The sequence below is a fragment of the Sorangium sp. So ce185 genome, assembly GCF_051526825.1.
GTDB lineage: Bacteria > Myxococcota_A > Polyangia > Polyangiales > Polyangiaceae > Sorangium > Sorangium cellulosum_D.
The window spans coordinates 2,119,103-2,136,863 of sequence record NZ_CP150316.1 but is presented as its reverse complement, the minus strand read 5'-3'; the positions used below and the strand labels follow the sequence as shown (position 1 = coordinate 2,136,863).

At 74.4% G+C, this 17,761-nt stretch carries 14 protein-coding genes; 8 read left to right on the top strand and 6 right to left on the bottom strand.

Annotation, left to right across the window (positions count from 1 at the left end; genetic code table 11):
* The first annotated feature begins 78 nt into the window (after positions 1–78).
* The 4 genes from WMF26_RS07810 to WMF26_RS07795 all read left to right on the top strand — a co-directional run bounded on the left by WMF26_RS07810 (position 79) and on the right by WMF26_RS07795 (position 3,532).
* A complete protein-coding gene (locus WMF26_RS07810) occupies positions 79–876 on the top strand; it encodes a hypothetical protein (protein WP_437999801.1) in 798 nt (265 codons plus the stop codon).
* Positions 873–2,150, top strand: coding sequence for a hypothetical protein (locus WMF26_RS07805; protein WP_437999800.1), 1,278 nt, complete (start codon positions 873–875; stop codon positions 2,148–2,150). Before WMF26_RS07810 ends, WMF26_RS07805 begins: the two co-directional genes overlap by 4 nt.
* 98 nt (positions 2,151–2,248) lie before the next feature.
* Positions 2,249–3,085: a hypothetical protein gene (locus WMF26_RS07800; RefSeq protein WP_437336555.1), complete on the top strand. Its 837-nt coding sequence runs from the start codon at positions 2,249–2,251 to the stop codon at positions 3,083–3,085.
* A gap of 180 nt (positions 3,086–3,265) precedes the next feature.
* On the top strand, positions 3,266–3,532 hold the full coding sequence (locus tag WMF26_RS07795) for a NifU family protein (RefSeq protein WP_020733528.1): 267 nt from the start codon (positions 3,266–3,268) through the stop codon (positions 3,530–3,532).
* A 236-nt stretch (positions 3,533–3,768) separates the two neighbouring features.
* On the opposite strand, the gene WMF26_RS07790 is transcribed toward WMF26_RS07795, so the two are convergent.
* Positions 3,769–4,620, bottom strand: a complete 852-nt coding sequence (locus WMF26_RS07790; protein WP_437999799.1) for a hypothetical protein — start codon at positions 4,618–4,620, stop codon at positions 3,769–3,771.
* 364 nt (positions 4,621–4,984) lie between these two features.
* Between WMF26_RS07790 and WMF26_RS07785 the strand changes: the two genes are divergently transcribed.
* The 3 genes from WMF26_RS07785 to WMF26_RS07775 all read left to right on the top strand — a co-directional run bounded on the left by WMF26_RS07785 (position 4,985) and on the right by WMF26_RS07775 (position 8,090).
* Positions 4,985–5,578 (top strand): hypothetical protein, encoded by a 594-nt coding sequence (locus WMF26_RS07785; RefSeq protein WP_061624555.1) that lies wholly within the window; start codon positions 4,985–4,987, stop codon positions 5,576–5,578.
* On the top strand, positions 5,575–6,393 hold the full coding sequence (gene map, locus WMF26_RS07780) for a type I methionyl aminopeptidase (RefSeq protein ID WP_437999798.1): 819 nt from the start codon (positions 5,575–5,577) through the stop codon (positions 6,391–6,393). Before WMF26_RS07785 ends, map begins: the two co-directional genes overlap by 4 nt.
* A 206-nt stretch (positions 6,394–6,599) precedes the next feature.
* Positions 6,600–8,090: an FAD-dependent thymidylate synthase gene (locus WMF26_RS07775; protein ID WP_437945464.1), complete on the top strand. Its 1,491-nt coding sequence runs from the start codon at positions 6,600–6,602 to the stop codon at positions 8,088–8,090.
* 159 nt (positions 8,091–8,249) lie between these two features.
* Here the strand turns inward: WMF26_RS07775 and recN are convergent, their stop codons facing one another.
* From recN to WMF26_RS07760, 3 genes are all read right to left on the bottom strand, one after another.
* A complete protein-coding gene (gene recN / locus WMF26_RS07770) occupies positions 8,250–9,947 on the bottom strand; it encodes a DNA repair protein RecN (protein WP_437336552.1) in 1,698 nt (565 codons plus the stop codon).
* Between the two features lie 34 nt (positions 9,948–9,981).
* On the bottom strand, positions 9,982–12,561 hold the full coding sequence (locus WMF26_RS07765) for a hypothetical protein (RefSeq protein WP_437999797.1): 2,580 nt from the start codon (positions 12,559–12,561) through the stop codon (positions 9,982–9,984).
* A gap of 231 nt (positions 12,562–12,792) precedes the next feature.
* Positions 12,793–13,605 (bottom strand): hypothetical protein, encoded by an 813-nt coding sequence (locus tag WMF26_RS07760; RefSeq protein ID WP_061624180.1) that lies wholly within the window; start codon positions 13,603–13,605, stop codon positions 12,793–12,795.
* A 195-nt stretch (positions 13,606–13,800) separates the two neighbouring features.
* Here WMF26_RS07760 and WMF26_RS07755 point away from each other — a divergent pair, with 195 nt between their 5' ends.
* Positions 13,801–15,009 (top strand): DUF3829 domain-containing protein, encoded by a 1,209-nt coding sequence (locus tag WMF26_RS07755; protein ID WP_437999796.1) that lies wholly within the window; start codon positions 13,801–13,803, stop codon positions 15,007–15,009.
* Between the two features lie 93 nt (positions 15,010–15,102).
* Here the strand turns inward: WMF26_RS07755 and WMF26_RS07750 are convergent, their stop codons facing one another.
* Both WMF26_RS07750 and WMF26_RS07745 read right to left on the bottom strand, forming a co-directional pair.
* On the bottom strand, positions 15,103–16,782 hold the full coding sequence (locus tag WMF26_RS07750; protein ID WP_437999795.1) for a glycogen synthase: 1,680 nt from the start codon (positions 16,780–16,782) through the stop codon (positions 15,103–15,105).
* A gap of 29 nt (positions 16,783–16,811) precedes the next feature.
* Positions 16,812–17,690: a shikimate kinase gene (locus tag WMF26_RS07745; RefSeq protein ID WP_437999794.1), complete on the bottom strand. Its 879-nt coding sequence runs from the start codon at positions 17,688–17,690 to the stop codon at positions 16,812–16,814.
* Positions 17,691–17,761: the final 71 nt, after the last annotated feature.

The following is a 17,761-nucleotide window of genomic DNA, read 5'->3' as shown; positions in this document are numbered from 1 at the left end:
CCCGCGGCCGCCGCGCGGCGTTCTCGGCCGGCGGCCGCCGCGCTTGCTCGCGGAAGCCCTGTTTGCTACCTGGCGGACGTGCGTTCCCGCCCCATGCTCTGCGACGCGCGGCGGCGCCGGTCGAGCCAAGCGCTGCTCCTCGCCCTCGCGGCCTCGCTGGGCAGCGGCGAGGCCCTGGCGCATGGCGAAGGAGAGAGGCCGCTCGCCACGGTGCCCGCGCCGCCGCCCGGCGACGGCGCCAAGGCGGCGCAGATCCTCCGCGAGATCGAGGGGAGCGTCGCGATGGCGCCCCCGCCCGCCGCCCGCGACGAGGCCGACGGCGGCGGCAAGGCCGACGGCGGCGGCAAGGCCGACGGAGGCGGCAAGGCCGACGGAGGGCCCGCGAGGAACGCCTCGAAGGTCGTGGCCGAGCCGGTGGCGCAGGCGAAGCGGGCGCTCCAGCGCGCGCACGGCGCGCGCGCGGCGGGCGACGCGACGAACGCGCGGCGGCTCGACGCGGTGGCCCTCGAGTGGGCCGAGGCGGCGAGGGCGGTGCTGCGCGCCGCCGCGGTGGAGGCAGCGGCGGCAGAGGCGGCGAAGCAGGCGCGCGAGGTCGAGACGAAGCTCGAGCGGGCGCGCGCGCTGCTCGAAGAGACGCAGGCGCGCCGGGGCCGCGCCGCGGCGGAGCTCGAGCGGATCGAGGTCGAGGCGCGCGAGGCGACCAGGGCGGCGACCAACGTGGAAGCGCAGCGGATCGAGGCCGGCAAGAAGGCAGTTACCAGGGGGGCCACGCCGCGGGCGGAGCGGGCGCCGGCCGCCGCGCAGGGCGCCGGGGCCAAGGGCAGCCGGGACGCCGGCAAGGCGGCGGCGCCGGCCGGCAAGGAGGGCACGCCGTGAGCGCGCGCCGCCTCGCAACCGTCGCCGTCGCGGGGGTGGTCCTCGCCGCGTGCGCGCCGATCCCGCGGCCCGCGGTGCTCGACGAGCTCGATCACGTCCGCGCCGGGGCGGCCGCCGCCGAGTCGAAGCGGTACGCGCCGGGCGCGTTCGCCCGGGCGGAGAAGCTCCGCGGCGACGCGCTCGCCGCGCTCGACGAGAAGGATCGCGCCGGGGCGCAGATCCTCGGCGAGCAGGCGGTCGCCGCGCACGCGCACGCGCACGCGATCTCGCGGCTGGCCCGGGCCGAGGCGGCCGAGGCCGAGGCGAAGGCGCAGCGCTCCGCCGGCGAGGCGTCCCTCGCGGGCCTCGAGGCGGAGCACGCGCGCGTCGCGGCCGAGGTCGACGCGCTCGACATGCGGATCAAGGTCGCCCGCGACGCGCAGCCCGTGGTCCCCTCGGGCAAGGCCGACGCGGATCGCGAGAAGGCGCGCCTCGCCGCGGCGCGCTCGCTCGCGCTCCAGGCCCGGCTGTTGTGCGGCGCAGCGCGCCTCCTGACCGCGCCGGCGGGGAATCCGCAGCCCGACGGTACGCAGCCCAGCGCCGCGCAGCCCGGCGCCGCGCAGCCCGGCGCCGCGCAGCCCAGCGCCGCGCAGCCCGGCGCCGCGCAGCCCGGAAGCGCCAGCCTTGCGGCGCAGCTCGACGAGGCGACCGCCGCGATCAAGAAGCTCGACGCGGATCTCGCGGAGGCGGGCGTCGCCGGCCGCGCCATCCCGGCGCCCATCGACCAGGCCTCCCGCGCGCGCGCAGGCTGCCTCGCCGCGCTGACCGCCGCCCGCCGCGCCGCCACGCCGGTGACCCGCGCGCCCGGCGCCGGCGACGCGCTGCTCGCAGAGCTCTCGGCCGCAGGCAACTGGTCGCCCGCCCGCGACGATCGCGGCATCGTGGTCACGCTTCGCGGCCTGTTCGCCGGCAACGCCCTCACGAAGACCGGCGAGGCGCGCCTCCGCGACCTCTCGCGGGTCGCCGCCGCGCACCCCGCGTTCCCCGTGGCCGTGGTCGTGCACACGGACCGGGAGATCAGCGCCAGGGAAGAGCCCGCCTGGGCCGCGCGAGCCAATGCTGTCGTCCGCGCCCTCGACCCGGCGCAGGGCGCGAGCGCCGCTGCAGCCCCTCAGGCCCCGCGCATCGCGCCGTTCCTCGCGGGCTCCGCGGCCCCGGTCGTCGACCCGAGCGGCAGCGAGCGCGGCCGCAACGCCCGGGTCGAGATCGTCTTTGTAACCCCGGAAACCCTTTGAGGAGCGATGGTCCCGGCCGACGGAACTCCGCTCCCCGTGGAGAGTCGTTCTCGATGATGCGCTCTTCAACCCTCGCCCGAAGCGAAAACAAGCCCGTCGTGCTCACGTGTGCGCTGGTCGCCGCCCTCGCGAGCGCGTGTCAGGAGGACGGCAAGACGTCGCAGAAGCAGGCCGCGGAGCTCTGCGCCAAGCTCGCGCCGGTCGTGGCGGAGGACGTCGGTCAGGTGCGGACCGGCCTCCCCGCGGGCTCGCAGAAGCTCGCGGCGCTGATCGACACCGACCCGGGCGCGAACCTGCTCGGGCTCCAGCGGGCGATCGCGGGCGCGCGCGCCTCGGTGAAGGAGCTCGAGTTCGCGAAGAGCACCTTCTTCTCGTTCGCCGATCCGAGCGGCACGGTGCTGCGCAGCGAGGCCGATCCGGACATGCTCGCCAACCGCTCCGTCCTGGCCTCGTTCCCCGACCTCAGGAAGGTGCTGGCGCCGGGCAGCGGGCTGGTCGAGGCGTTCGGGGAGATGCAGGAGATGCGCGGCGTCCGGAACGGCCCCGATCTCCAGTGGGTCGCGGTGCATCCAGTCAAGGCGAGCGACGGCGAGCTCAAGGGCCTCTTCGTCACGGGCTGGTCGTTCCGCGCCTACGCGTACCGGCTGCAGGAGGCGGCCAAGCGCGACATCGCCGAGATCGCCAAGCGCGACGGCCTGAAGTCGACGCCGCTGCTCTACGTCTTCGCGTGGAAGGGCGCGAAGGCCTACGGCGGGCCGGTGACGCCCGATGTCAACACCGAGGCGCTCGAGAAGCTCGACCTGCCGTCGAAGACCGCCTCGGGCCCGTGGAGCGGGACGGTCGAGATCGCCGGGCGCACCTTCGGCGCCGCGGCGCAGCGCACGCCGGAGCTCGCCGCCGACGCGGGCGTCGCCGCGCTCGTCTCGACGCTGTAGGGGCGAGCGCCGGGCAATCGGCGAGGGCGAGCGCCGGGCAGGCTGTGGGGGCGAGCGCCGGGGGTGCGGGCCCTCCGGGCCGCGGCCAGGGCGCCCGGCGCGCTGGGGGCCGGGCGATCTCCCGCGATCGAGCGCTGCCGTGCTAGGCTTGCAGCTGGCTCGCGCTGCGAGCTCACCCCCATGCCGGCTTCCATCGATCAGCTTCTCAAGGTCTGCCGCGAGGTCATCGCGCCGCTCGTCCGAGCCGACGGCGGTGAGCTCTACATCGTGGCGGTCGAGCCCGACCACCTGACGCTCCACCTGGCCGGCGCATGCTCGGGCTGCCCCGGGGCGATGCTCACCGCGCGCGCGGTGATCGAGCCGGCGGTGCTCGCGGTCGCGCCGTCCGCGCGGGTCGTCGTGACCAACGGCATGCGCGTCCCCGACGGCGCCTCCCTCATCTCGTAGGGCGGGCGCCCGCTTCGGATACGGGCCCATCTCGACGTTTTCGGTGCTCGGCGTACGAGAGTACGCCTCCGCGCCGAAAACGCCGATCTGGGCCCGTCTCCTGTGCGGGCGACCGCCGCAAGCGTGGCTCTGGAGATGGGAGGGGGCGGAAGGAGGAGCCCGCGGGCGGGGCTCTGGGGATGGGGGGCGGAAGGAGGAGCCCGCGGGAGGGGCTCCGAGGGGAGGAACGGAGAGGGCTACTTCTTCTTGCCGGCCTTGTCGGTGGGAGGGGGGGCCGGGGGGGGCTCGTCCTTGCGGACGGCGGAGGCGACGGCGGGGTCGATGGCGTTCGCGTCAACCGGCTTGTTGGGACGGAGCGAATCGAGGCTGCTCAGCGTCACCAGGTCCTCATAGGCGAAGGCGATCTCGCTCTCGCTGCGCTCGATCGCGCGGAAATGCGTGGCCGCGTCCTTCCAGTCGACCTCGGTGACGTAGCGGCCCTTCTCCGGCTCGGGCGGCGTCACGCGGCCAGGCACCCCGAACGCCGTCGCGAGCTTGATGACCGCCGACTGGTAGTCCTTGCCGCGCGGGTTGCCCTCGCCCAGCGCATGCTCATCGATGATCTTCCAGAGCTTGTCCTGGATGAAGAAGAAGTAACGCTTCCCGCCGTCGGCGCGGGCCAGCGTCATCATCGATTCCTTGTTGAGGTAGGTGTACTCGCCCTTGAGCGGCGTCGCGTCGATGCCCGTCGGCAGCTTGCCGAAGTCGATGCGGCTGCGGCGGAACGCGCTCTTCTCCTCGGCGAGCTCGGCGTCGAGCGCCTTCATCTTCACGCCGGGCGACGTCGCCTTGTACCGCGGCACGTACGCCTCATCGAGCATCTTGTCGATCAACGCCGCGACCTGCTTGGTGCTCATCCCCCACGCGAGCCCGGCAGGGGTCAGCGCGATCGTCTTCTTCGTCGCCGGCGGCTCGGCAGGCCGGGCAGGGGCCGCGGCCGGCGCCCCGCTCTTCCCCTTCGGCTGGGCAGCCACCACGGTCGTGCTCGTGATCGCCGCAAGGCCCAGCCCAACGGCCAACGCTGCTCCCAGGAGCCTCTTCGCTTTCATGTTCTTCCTCCAGCCGGCGCAGGCCCTGTCCCTGCGCGCTCTGCAATCGCAAAAGTTAGGAACCCAGCCCGGCAAGCCCGGGAACGCTAGCACCTGCGGTAGGACAGGAGAATAGGATCCCCGCCGACCGGGGCCGCCCGCTGACGTTGGACGGCGGCTCCGCCCCGTCGATGGAAGCCGTGAAACCGGTGAAGGACGAACACAGGACGACGAGACGATTCAACGCTGGGCGCACGAAGCACCGCGCCGCGCGCGCGGTACAGCGAGAACGACGAGGGAAAAACGGCCTCAACAGCGCTTGTGGCCGATGTGTGCGGGGTCCTGACAGGGGCGAGCCGACGTGCTACGAGCTCCGGTCCCAAGGATGATTTCCGCCACCGGTGCTGCTCCGCTTCGCCTCGCGCTCGCCGCGCTGGCGACCGTTGGCCCCGCCGGCGGCTGCGTCGCCGACCAGGAGCGCGCCGCGACGTCCGCCGACGCGCTGGGCGGGGCGCCCGCGTGGGAGGGGCACGCGCGCGAGGTCTTCGACGACAACATCGAGCCCGCCGCCGTGGGCTTCTCCCTGGACGGCCCCTCCCCCAGGTCCGACCCGTTCCTCCGCGAGAGGGCGCAGACGGCCGACGTCGTCGCGCGGGTCCGCGTGAGCACGGTGACCGTCGACTCGATCGGAGACCAGAGCACCTATCACCTCGGGATCCAGGTCGGCTACCCTCCCCTGGCTACACCCCGGGTGCCGGATCGGACGTTCGAGCTCCACATCCGCCCGCAGAGCCGCGCGTTCGCCATCGCCAAGGCGATCGACGCGCGGCTCCGAGGGCTCATCTTCATCGCCTTCATCCGGCGCTTCGCCGGCGTGGACGGCGAGCCGGAGATCCACTGGCACCTTTCACCTGATACAGCGGAGGTCGCCGCGGCCGTCAAGGAGGCCGTCGTCCTCGGGGAGCTGTCTGCGCCGTGAGCAACGTGAGCATCAAGACGGTCAAGGAAGTCGACGCCCTGCGGGTGGCCTGCCAGATGGCGGCCGAGACGCTCCTCGGGGTGGGCGAGATGATCCGCGCCGGCATCACCACCGAGGACATCAACACCTTCGTCCACGAGGACACCCTCCGCCGCGGCGGCTACCCCGCGCCGCTCAACTACCACGGGTTCCCGAAGAGCGTCTGCACCTCGATCAACGAGGTGGTCTGCCACGGCATCCCGTGCGATCGCGTCCTCGAGCCGGGCGACATCATCAACGTGGACGTGACCACGATCTACAACGGCTTCTACGGGGACACCTCCGCGACCTTCTACATCGGCAAGCCGTCGCCGGAGGCGAAGCACGTGACCGAGGTCTCGCGGCGCAGCCTGCAGCTCGGCATCGCGCAGGTCCGGGACGGGGCGCGCCTCGGCGACATCGGGGCCGCCATCCAGGAGTTCGCCGAGGCCGAGGGCTGCTCGGTGGTGAGGGCCTTCGTCGGCCACGGCATCGGGCGGCGCTTCCACGAGGCGCCGCAGGTCTCGCACGTGGGCAAGTACGGCAGCGGCGCCCGGCTCCGCGCCGGCATGTGCTTCACGATCGAGCCGATGATCAACCTCGGCACGTACGAGGTCGAGGTCCAGGAGGACAAGTGGACCGCGCTGACGGCCGATCGCTCGCTGTCGGCGCAGTTCGAGCACACCATCGTGGTCACGAGGACCGGCTGCGAGGTGCTGACCCGGCGGAGCAGGCCGCTCGCGAACAGCGAGATCTTCCCGGATCCGTTCGCCGTCTCCGAGGCGCGGGCGCTCTGAGGCGCGCGCCGGCGCCGCGCCAAGGTGGGGCGCGCCGCGCCCCGCGAACGTAGGGCGCCGCGCGCCGGCCGGCCGCGGCCAGAGGGCCGAGGTGGACCGGCGCCGACGAGTGGAAACCGAGTTTTCTCGACCGATCGGCCGAGGATTAGGGGTAGAAGCAGGGCATGGCCTTGGACGAAGCGTCGCGTGCCAGAATCGCGCCGTATGTGTCGAGCCTGACGGCTGACGTCTTCTCGCTGTCGGGTCTGCCGGAAGAAGTCATCGCCGTCCTGTTCGCGTACTACTCGCGCAGCCGCGACGATCTGCGCACCAACCTGGCGCGCCTGCTCGGCGACGAGGAGCTCGACGTGGCCCCCGGCGCCGGCGACCGGCCGCACCGGGGGCTCGCGTTCGCGTCGGACAAGGCGCGGAGCTTCCACGAGAAGTGGGTCGTCGGCTACGGCCACGCGTCGGTCGCAGAGCACGCCGTGGTGCACCTCGCGATCGAGAACGTGAGCATCGTCGCCTCCAAGGTGATCGAGGACCTGCGGCTCGGCTCCTACACGGAGAAGAGCACGCGCTACGTCGTCTTCGATCAGCACTCGTTCGTCGACCTGCCGGAGCTCGATCCGGAGCACGGCGCGAGGTACCGCGCCGCGAGCGAGCGGCTCTTCGCGACCTACCTCGACCTGGTGCCGAAGGTGACCGAGCGGCTGAGCGCGCGCGAGCCGAAGCCCGAGAAGATGTCGGACGCGGCCTACCGGGGCGCGCTGCGCGCGCAGGCGTGCGATCTCCTGCGCGGGCTCCTGCCGGCGGGGACGCGGACGAACATCGGCCTCACCGCGAACGCGCGGGCGCTCGAGATCCTGCTCACGAAGATGCTGTCGCACCCGCTCGAGGAGGTGCGCAGGGTCGCCCGCGAGATGCACGCGGCTGCGCTCGCCGTGACCCCGACGCTGGTGAAGTACGCCGCGCCGAACGAGCTCCGGAAGGGGCTGCAAGCCACCGTCGCCGAGGCGATGAAGCGCGTCTACACGCCGCCGGAGGAGGGCGTGAGCGCGACGATGGTGATCAACCAGCCCGTCCGGCTCGTGCGCTACGACAAGGACGCGCTGGAGCGCATCGCGCTGGCGCTCGCGTACGAGGGCAGCGACCCGGGCGTGCACGCCTACAACCTCGGCGACGCGCTCCGCCGGGCGACGCTGCCGGAGCTCATCGCCATCGCGCAGGCGGCGTGCGCGAAGCGCGGCCCCTACGACGCGCCGCCGCGCGCGTTCGAGGCGTCGACGATGACCTTCGAGCTGATGCTCGACTACGGCGCGTACCGCGACCTGCAGCGCCACCGGATGCTGACGCCCGCGACGCAGCGGCTCACCTGCCGGCTCGGGTTCGAGACCCCGCAGGCCCTGTCGGACCTCGGCCACGCCGAGGCCTACCAGGACGCGATGCTCGCCGCGCGCGACGCCTGGCACGCGATGGAGGAGCGCTACCCCCTGGAGGCGCAGTACGCGGTGCCGCTCGGCTTCCGCGTGCGGACCCTGTGGACGCTGAACCTGCGCGAGCTCTTCCACGTGATCGAGCTCCGCTCGGCGAAGCAGGGGCACACGAGCTACCGGCGCATCGCCCAGGGGCTGTACCGCACCGCGATCACGGTGCACCCGTGGCTCAAGGACATGATCCGCGTCGATCTGAACGACTACGCGCTCGCGCGGAGCTGATCCGCGCCACGGACCCGCCTTGGCGACGCCGTCGCAGAGCGGCGGTCACCCGCACAGGAGACGGGCCCAGATCGGCGTTTTCGGCGCGCAAGCGCACTCCAGTGCGCTGAGCACCGAAAACGTCGAGGTGGGCCCGTCTCCGAAGCGGGTGCCCGCCGCTCAGAGGCGGGCCGCTTCGATGAGCTCCGTCGCGGCCCTGAGCGACGCGCCGGTGACCTTCGCGCCCGACAGCATCCGCGCCACCTCGGCGATGCGATCCTTCTTGTCGACGCGCGTCACCGAGCTCTTCGCGATGCCGCCCGCGTTCTCCTTGGCGACCACGAAGTGCGCGCTGGCGAACGCCGCGATGGGCGCGAGGTGCGTGATGCAGAGCACCTGGTGGTGGCGCGCCACGTCGCCGATCGCCCGCCCGATCTTGTCGGCGACGGCGCCGCCGACGCCGCTGTCGACCTCGTCGAAGACGTAGAGCCCCGCCGGCCCGCACTCCGCGAGCACGCGCTTGAGCGCGAGCAGCGCGCGCGACAGCTCGCCGCCCGAGGCGATGCGGCGCAGCGGGCGAGGCTCGATCCCCTTGTTGGGCGAGATGAGGAACTCGACGCGGTCGATGCCGTCCTGGCCGAGGCGGGCGCCGTCGACCACGAGCTCGGCGCGGTCGCCGCCGTGCGGCTCGATGTCCACGACCACCCGCGCGCCGCCCATGCCGAGGTCGGCGAGCTCCGCCGAGATCGCGGCGCCGAGCTTCTCGCCGGCCTTCCGCCGCTTCGCCGAGAGCTTGCGGGCGCGCTCGGCGGCGACGGCGAGCAGCGCGTCGCGCCGCCGCTCGAGCTCCGCGACGTGGCTCTCGACCCCCGCGAGGTGCTCCAGCTCGGCCGCGAGGCGCGCCCGCGCGGCGAGCACGTCGTCGAGCGTCGGGCCGTGCTGCCGGAGCAGGCCCTCGAGGCGGTACATGCGGTCCTCGATCTCGGAGAGGCGATCCGGATCGGCCTCCGCGCGCTCGGCGTAGCGGGCGATCTGGCGGGCCGCCTCGCTGAGCTCCGTCCAGCAGCCGTCGACGGCGCGGGCGACGTCGTCGAGCGCGGGGTCGATCTCCGCGGCGGCCCGGAGCTCCGAGGCGAGGCGCGCGAGCTCGTCGCACATCGCGTCGTCCCCTTGATCGAGGCGGGACGCCGCGCGCCGCGTGATGTCGTGCAGGCGGCCCGCGTGGCGGAGCCGGTTGCGCTCGGCCGCGAGATCGGCGAGCTCGCCGGGGCGCGGCGAGAGCGCGTCGATGGCCTGGAGCTGAAAGGAGAGGAACGCCTCGCGCTCGCCGCGGCCGCGCTCCAGCTCGCGGGCGGCCCGGAGCTGGGCGGAGAGCGCCTCGAGCTCGCCGACGTCCGCCGCGAGCTCGCTGCGCGCCGGCACCAGGCGGCCGAAGCGATCGAGGTAGCCGAGGTGCGTCGACGGATCGGTCAGCGCGACGCTCTCGTGCTGCGAGGCGACGTCGGCGAGCTCCGGGGCGAACGCCTGGAGCTCGCCCGCGGTGCAGAGGCGGCCGTTCAGGTAGGCGCGCGAGCGGCCGGTCGCCTGGACGACGCGGCGGATCACGAGCTCGCCGTCGCTCGCGATGCCGGCGGCGTCGAGCATCGCCATCGCGCGATCCGAGCTGCGCACGTCGAAGAGCGCCTCGATCTCGGCCTCGTCGGCGCCGGGCCGGACCTGCTCCGCGCTCGCGCGGCCGCCGAGGACCAGCGAGAGCGCGCCCACGACGATCGACTTGCCCGCGCCCGTCTCGCCGGTGAGCACGTTGAACCCAGGTTCGAGCCGGAGCTCGAGGGCATCCATCAGAATGAAGTTCTTGACCCGAAGGGCGACCAGCACAGCGGCGGGAGGATAGGAAGCTTTCGGCCCGTCGTCAGCGGATCTTCACCTGCTTCATGACGGTGACCGGGATGCCCTCGAAGGGCGGCACCGTGGCGCTGCGGAACGCGGCGGCGATGCACGCGGCGGTGGCGGTCCCGACGAGGTCGCCCCCTTCCACGCGGGCCGACATGGTCTTGCCCGAGGGCGCGAAGGTGACGGCCACGCGCGCCGTGCCCGTGAGCCCCTCGCCGGTGCACCCGGCGGCGGCGGCGGCCGCGGACGCGAGCGCGCTCGTCGCCGCGCTCTGATCGAAGCGGGCCGGCTCGTCCTTCGCTGGCAGGAGCGCCGAGGTCGCCGGCTGCTTGGCCGCCGGCTTCGCGCGCTCGGGCGCGCTCGGTGCCGCGGCCCGGGCCGGCCTCTCGGCCGCCTGAGACCCCTCGCCGGCCTGCGGGCCGGCGACCGCCGCCGGCGCAGCGGCCGTCGCCGGAGCAGCGGCCGTCGGCGGCGCAGCGGCCGTCGCCGGCGCAGCGGCCGCCGCGGGCGCGGCGCTCGGCAAAGGCGCCGGCCCGGGCGCAATGCCCGCCTTCGCCGGCTCGGACGGCGGCGGCGCGGCCGGCTCGCCCGTCGGCATGGCCGCGGCGGAGGCGGCCGGCGCCTCGGCGGCGGCGCCGAGGGCGGCGGACGGCGAGTCCGCGACCGGCTCGTCGTCGAGGGACGGCTCCCGGTCGGCGGCCTGGTCGGCGGGGGCAGGCGCGGCGGGCGGCGGCGCCACCTCGGGCGGAGCCGCCGCCTCCGGCGGGGCCGCGGCGAGCGCGCCGCTGCTGCTCGCCGGCGCGGCGTGATCCGCCGCGGCGGTGGACGAGCGGCCGCGGGCCTGCGCCAGGTACAGCGCCGCGCCGAACACGACGAAGACCACGGTCACCCAGCCGGCGATCGCCAGGTACTGGCGCGCAGCCGGCGTCGAGAGGACGCGCAGGAGAGGGCCGGCGGTGCTCGAGGTGCGCGGCGGCGCCTCTTCCCCGGCGTCCTCGGCGGACGTGTTCCCCTCGACGGCGACGAGGTCGGGCTCGACGGGCTGCGCCGGGAACGACGGGGACGAGCTGCGCTCAGCGGCGGCCCCCTCGAACAGCCCGCCGCTGATGCTCAGGATCTCGTCGTCGGCCCGGTCCTCGTTGCGGCGCGCGCCGTCCTCCGCGCCGGGCGGCGGCGCCATGCTGCGGAGGTCGATCAGGCCCGAGTCCTCCTTGCGACCGGCGCGCCCACGCAGGTCGGTCTGGCTGATCCGGTCGCCCGCCGAGCGGGCGGTCGCCCTGGGGGCGCTGCTCGCGCGCGCCGGCGGCTCGCGCGAGGGGCGCTCGTCGCTTCCCTGCTCGCGCAGCCCTTCCGCGGCGCCCGGGGCCCCGGACGCCCTCGGTCTGCCGCGCTCTCGCCGCGACGCCTCGGCGGCGGGCGGCGGGCTCGGGAACGGCGGCGGGCCCGCGGTCTGCCGGGAGCTCGGGAATGGCGGCGGGCCCGCGGTCGGCGGCGGGCTCGGGAACGGCGGCGGGCCCGCGGTCGGCGATGGAGCGAGCGACCCCAGCAGGGCCAGATCCGCCGGAGAGGCGTCGGCAGGCGCCGCGGGGCCCGGGCCCGACCGGGCGCGGCGCGTGGACGGCAGGGGCTGCGGGGCGAGCGCCGCCATGGCCTGCACGTCCTGGAGGCGGAGCTCGGGCGACGAGCGGTGCGACGAGGGCCGGCCCTCGTCGATCGACAGCGGCGCGGGGGGCAGCTCGGACAGCGGCGCCGGCGGCATCTCGGACGGCGGCGCCACGGGCCGCGGGGAGGCGCCCGCGCGCGGGGCCGCGGCGGACCGCGGTCGCATCGCCGCCGGCGCCGCCGTGATGCGGTGCTCGCGCCGCGCCGGCGGGCGGACCGGGACCGGCGTCCGCGGGACGGCGCGCGGCCTCGGGGGCGCCTCGGGCGCTGGCGCGGGCTGGCTCGCGCGCTCGTCCTCGGCGGCGTCCGCCCCGAAGGAGAGCGAGGGCGGCTCGACCCCGGGAGAGAGCATCTGCGCGAGGTCCTGGATCGAGACGGGATCGGAGTCGGCAGGAGGGAGCGCGGACGGGCTCCGGCTGGCCGCCGGCGGCGCCGCGACGCTGCGGCGCGCGTCGTCCCAGGAGACGCCGGCGAACGTGCGAGGACGCATCTGGACCTCGCGCCGCCCCAGCCCCCCGTCCGGCGTCACCACCGCGTGCTCGAGCGAGGCCTCCGCCGCCGCGTCGAGCGCGTCGAGCGCGTGCGGCCTCGGGCTGGACGCCGGCGCGTCCTCCAGCTCCTGCTGCGCGATCCGCTCCGCGAGCGTGAGCCCTCGCCGCCGCGCGGGGGGCGCCGACGCCGCCGACGCCGCGCGCCGCTCCGAGTCGCGCGCGGGCGCCGCCCTGCGCTGGATGCCCGCGCCCGGGAGCGTCGTCTCGGCGTCCAGCAGGTCGCTGGACAGCGCGGGCTCCCGCTCGAACGCGCGCCCGGAGGACGGCTTCGCCCGCTCCGGGTCGCTCGGCGGCTCGCGCCGGTCGCGCCCGCTCGCGGAGCTCGGAACGACCGAGGGGGACGACCGCGGCTCACCCCGCTCGGACGCCGACTGCTTGCTCTGCATGCGGCAGGATTTGCAGACAAACGGCAGCGACGGACGCATCTCGCGTCCTACCCCGATCTCCACGTAGGCCCTGCAGACAGAGCAGGCGAGTTGCACCTTGATGAAGAGAATCGCGCAGCTCGTCTGGGCGCGCAATCTTCTTGGCAATTGACCGGGGCGGCCGCCCTCGGGCTCGCCCGCTCCGCTCCGCGGGGCTCCCCCTCCACCCGGACCTTCCGCGGGGCTCGGCCCTCAGCCGGAGGGTGTTCCGGCGCGCACGGGGAGCGGCGCGGGAGGGCGCACCCAGCGCTGCTCCAGCCACGCCAGCGAGACCGGCGCGCTCCGCAGGGCCGCGTCGACGGCCCGGGCGACCGGATCGGGGGCGGGCGGCGACCCGGGAGCGCGCGTCGACAGGATCCAGTTCGACAGCTCGTAGTGGTGGAGGAGCGGGGCGAAGCGGTGCGCGTCGAAGCCGGAGAGGACCTCGGCCGCGCGGCTCAGGCGATCGCAGGGCAGGAGCGCGGTGGTCACGTCGAAGAGCAGGGCGCGGAGGTCCTCGAAGGCGCGCTCCGGATCCGCGGACACGCTCTCGAGGAGCGCCTCGAAGCCGTCGTCGGAGAGCCCGGCGGCCTCGGCCGCCTCGGCCATCGCCGGCACCTGCGTGGCCAGGAACTCGGCGTTCGGCGCGTGCCCAAGGAGGCGCCCGACGAGGTACAGATCGAAGGCGCTCGCGATGGCCTCGGCGAGCAGGAGCGCCTCCGCGCTGGGCGGAGCGCCGGCGCTCGCGGCCGTGAGGGCGCGGTGGGCGAGGTGGTGCCACGCGACGTGCGCGACCACGTCCGCGGCGAGGTGATCGCTGGCGATCAGGTCGCCCTGCTCGCTCTGGCTCCAGAACGTCAGGTTCAGGAAGACGACCCGGTCCCAGCTCGCCTCGCCCTCGGGCACGCGGAAGCGGTACCCGTCGCGCCGGAGCACCTGCTTCAGATCGTCGTACAGCGCGACGTGCCGGAAAGAGCGCTCGTCGTCGATGGTGAGCTCGTCCAGGGTCAGGCTTCGCAGCTTCACGCGGCGACCTTAGACCCGGATCGTTCCATCAGCTACAGCGGAGGCGAGGAAGAACCCGGAGAGCCCGCGTGTTTGGGGCCGGAGCCGGGTTTTTCCCGACCAGCGCCGCACGTTCCCGCCCATGGCCGGTGTTGCAAGCGCCGCCGGCTTAGGCATGATGCGCCCGTTCCTGCGCCAGCCGAGGAGGCACTCCGAATGATTTCCGTCAGGTCTCTCTGTTCCATCGCGCTCGTGCTCGTCGCCAGCGGTGTCGCCGGCTGCAAGGAGGACCCCCCTCCCCCCCAGCCGGAGCAGCCGGCAAGCTCCGCGGCGGCGAACAAGGGCAAGAACCTGCGGACGCCCGTGTCGCCGATCGCGAAGGTCGACCCGCAGTCGATGAAAGAGTACCGCGTCGACGTCTGCTACTTCGGGACGCTCTCGCTGAAACAGGCCCGCGACGCGTACCTCGCGAGCCTCGGCAAGGACGAGCCCAGCGAGAAGAAGATCCCGAAGTTCGGCACCGAGGACCAGGCGAAGGCCGGCGACGCCCCGAAGGGCTTGCTCCCCGCCAAGCCGCCCGTGCCCGGCGCGGCCGCGGCCGCGGCGTCCGGCAGCGCAGCCGCCGGCTCCGCCAAGGCCGGGCCGACGCCGCCCGGCAAGGACGACCGCCGGCCGTTCAACTTCAGCGCGCGCGCCCCGCACGAGCGCAACGCGCGGGCCTGCACCGTCGCCCTCAGCCTGAAGGAGCCGGCCATGCCGGACGTCGACGCGGCGCTCGCCGAGTACGCGCCGTTCGCGACCGAGCTCGCGAAGAACATCGCCACGGCGGCCAACTACTACCAGCGCGAGGAGTACAAGAAGGACAGCTTCGCGAAGGGCAAGGAGCTCCACGCGAAGCTCATCGCCGACTTCCAGAAGCTCGACGCGCACTCCGACAAGCTCGGCCTCGCGGTGTCGGCGTGGCACTCGTCGCACCTGCCCGACCTCTCGAAGGCGGAGGAGGGCCAGAAGGCGGCGATCACGGCCCTCGAGGACGCGCGCGCGCTCATGGTGATCCTCGCCAGCAAGAACGTCGACCCCGCGGCGGCGAAGACCGCGCTCCAGAAGGTGGAGACGTCGACGGCGGCGCTCAAGACCCACGGCACGAGCCATCAGACCGACCCGTGGGCCAAGATCATGACCCCGGCGCTCGAGGGCTTCGTCCGCGACGTGAAGGCGGCCGAGCCGAAGCTGACCGACCAGGGGATCTCCTCCCCCGCCCTGTTCCTGCCGGTCGTCACGAGCTTCGTGTCGGTGGTCGAGGGGAAGCACCGGGCGCTCTCGCGCTCGCTCATGGCGAAGGGCCAGGCGGCGACGCGTGAGGCCGCCGGGGCCGCGCAGCCGGCGGCGCCCGCCGCGCCCGCGGCCGAGCCGCAGAAGGAGTAGCGCGCCCCGGGCGGCGCTCCCCGGAAGGGAGGCGCGCCCGCGGCCGCGCGGCCGCCGATCGCGCCGCGCCTCCTGTCGGGGGCGCGGGTGCGATCAGAACGGGCGGCCGGTGCGGCGGGAGATGGCGAGGCGGTAGAGGGCCTCGTACTGCCGCGCCGCCTGCGCCCAGCCGGAGTTCTTCTTCATCGCCCGCAGCTGCATCGTCCGGAAGTAGGCCGGGTCGGCGCGGTAGAGGTGCACCGCCCAGGCGACGGTGTTCCCGAGCGCCATCGACGACATCTCCTCGAACTTGAAGCCCGTGACGTTGTTCTCGACGGTGTCGTCGAGGCCGCCGACGGCGCGCACGACCGGCAGCGTCCCGTAGCGCTGGCTGTAGAGCTGGTTCAGGCCGCAGGGCTCGTAGCGCGACGGCATGAGGAAGAGGTCGGCGCCCGCCTCGATGCGGTGGGCGAGCCCCTCGTTCATGCCCACGTAGACGCGGAAGCGGTCGCTCGAGCCGGCGATCCGCGAGAAGAGGTCCTCGGCCCAGCGCTCGCCGGAGCCGAGGACCACGAGCTGGACGTCGAGCGAGAGGATGTGGTCGAGCGCGCCCGCGAGGATGTCGATCCCCTTCTGGGTGGCCAGGCGGCTGATGAGCCCGAGGAGCGGGACGTCGGGGCGCTCCTCGAGGCCCATCTCGCGCTGGAGCGCCGCCTTGCAGAGCCGCTTGCCGCTCAGGTCCTCGGCCGAGTACGTCGCCGCGATGTGAGGGTCGGTCGCGGGGTTCCAGATCGAATCGTCGATGCCGTTGAGGATGCCGATCACGTCGGTGCCGCGATCCCGGAGCACGCCGTCGAGCCCCTCGCCGCCCTCCCACGTCTGGATCTCCTGCGCGTACCTGGGCGAGACCGTGGAGACGAGCGTGGCGTTGTAGATGCCGGCCTTGAGCAGGTTGATGCTGTCGTACGCCTCCAGGCAGAACCTGTGGAACTGATCCCAGCCGAGCCCCGTCGTGGGGAGCTGGTGCTTGTTGAACCAGCCCTGGTACCCGAGGTTGTGGATCGTCAGCACCGACGCGGCGCGCGCGAGCGGCGACCGGTGCTCGAGGACGTTGAGGTAGAGCGGCACCAGGGAGGTCTGCCAGTCGTGGACGTGGACGACGTCCGGCCAGAAGCCGAGCGCGTGGCACAGCTGCAGCGCGCCGCGCGACAGGAGCGCGTAACGGGCGAGGTTGTCGCCGAACTCGCCGTGCGCGTCCCCGTAGATGCCGTCGCGATCGTAGAGCACGTCGTGCTCGAGCAGGTAAGCGCGGGGCGCGGGCGCGCCGGGGGTCTCGGGATCGAGGCGCGTCTCCCAGACGGCGGTCCACACCTCGCCCGTGCCGAGCGGGATGCCGAGCGGCTCCGGCAGCCGGCGCGGCATGAAGCGCTCCGCCGGAGCCGGCACGTCCCCGCCCTGCGGAGCGGCGAGCGCCGGCGCGTCGGCCGGCGCGGCGGCCGCCGGCGCGGCATCCGCCGGGGGAGCGGCCTCGACAACGTCGGCCGACGGGCCGGCGGCCGCCGCGGCCACCGCCGGCGCGGCGACCGCCGCGCTGCCCGGCGACTGCTGCTCGGCGCGCTCGATCTGACGGGCGAGGTAACGCTTGGCGACCCGGTAGGCCGGCATCACGACGCGCACGTCGTGGCCCGCCGCGGCGAGCGCGATCGGCAGCGCGCCCGCCACGTCGGCGAGGCCGCCGGTCTTGCTGAAGGGGACGCATTCGGACACCACGAAGAGAATTTTCATGCGCGGCATGGACATGGGAGGGGGGAACGCGCCCCCGCTCAAGGCGAGCGCGTCGCGTCCCTTCTACCAGCTTCACGAGCGATCTTGACCACGCGATCGACAGAGCGGGCGAGTCCGAGCGCCGACGTGTCCACCACGAAGTCGGCTTGCTCATAGAGCGCGCGCCGCGCCTGGAAGAGCGCCCGGAGCTCCTTCATGGCGTCGGCCCGGTTGGCCATGGGGCGCGCGTCGCCCTGCTCGACCACGCGCAGCCAGTGGTCCTCGGGCTTCGCCCGCAGCCAGACCGTCACCGCGCAGCGCCGCAGCCGCTCGAAGGTCGCCGGATCGGTCACGAGGCCCCCGCCCGTGGCCATGATCCCGTGCGCGCGGGCGTCGGCGAGCCGCGCGAGCTCCTCGCGCTCCAGGCGACGGTAGTAGGCGTTTCCGTGGATCTCGAACAGGGCCGCGAGGCTCATCCCCGCGCGCGCGGCCACGAGCCCGTCGAGCTCGAGGAAGGGCACCCCGAGCCGCGCCGCGGCGCGGCCGCCGATCGTGGTCTTGCCGGCCCCGCGCAGGCCGAGCAGCGCGACGAGGACCCCGCCCGCCCCCGCCTCGCCGGAGGCCGGGCCGCGCGGCGCCTCCTCCGGGGCGAGCTCGCCCTCCGCGAGCAGCGCGGCGGCCGAGGTGCCGAGCGCGCGGCCGATGTCCTCCAGCTTCACCACGGACACGTTCGCCCGCCCGCTCTCGAGCAGGACCAGGAAGCGCTCGCTCACCCCGGCGAGCTCAGCCAGCTCGCGCAGCGTGAGCGCGAGCTCCTGGCGCCGCTGCCGGAGCCGCCCGGCGAGGTGCGCGAGGATCGGCGGCGCGCCGGCGTCGCCCGCGGCGGCCTCCGGGCCCTGCCCGGGGCGCTCCCGAGGCGATGTCTGACGGGGTGGCATCTCGATACTGCACTATATTTCATGAGAAGCGGGTCATCAAGAACTATACTGCTTGACTGAAGCCCGTCGCG

What these genes read in the sequence shown, in the direction of transcription:
- WMF26_RS07795 (WP_020733528.1), top strand. Translation starts at nt 3,266, where the DNA reads ATGCCGGCTTCCATCGATCAGCTTCTCAAGGTCTGCCGCGAGGTCATC.
- WMF26_RS07790 (WP_437999799.1), bottom strand. Translation starts at nt 4,620, where the DNA reads ATGAAAGCGAAGAGGCTCCTGGGAGCAGCGTTGGCCGTTGGGCTGGGC.
- WMF26_RS07785 (WP_061624555.1), top strand. Translation starts at nt 4,985, where the DNA reads ATGATTTCCGCCACCGGTGCTGCTCCGCTTCGCCTCGCGCTCGCCGCG.
- WMF26_RS07765 (WP_437999797.1), bottom strand. Translation starts at nt 12,561, where the DNA reads ATGCAGAGCAAGCAGTCGGCGTCCGAGCGGGGTGAGCCGCGGTCGTCC.
- WMF26_RS07755 (WP_437999796.1), top strand. Translation starts at nt 13,801, where the DNA reads ATGATTTCCGTCAGGTCTCTCTGTTCCATCGCGCTCGTGCTCGTCGCC.
- WMF26_RS07750 (WP_437999795.1), bottom strand. Translation starts at nt 16,782, where the DNA reads ATGCCGCGCATGAAAATTCTCTTCGTGGTGTCCGAATGCGTCCCCTTC.
- WMF26_RS07745 (WP_437999794.1), bottom strand. Translation starts at nt 17,690, where the DNA reads ATGCCACCCCGTCAGACATCGCCTCGGGAGCGCCCCGGGCAGGGCCCG.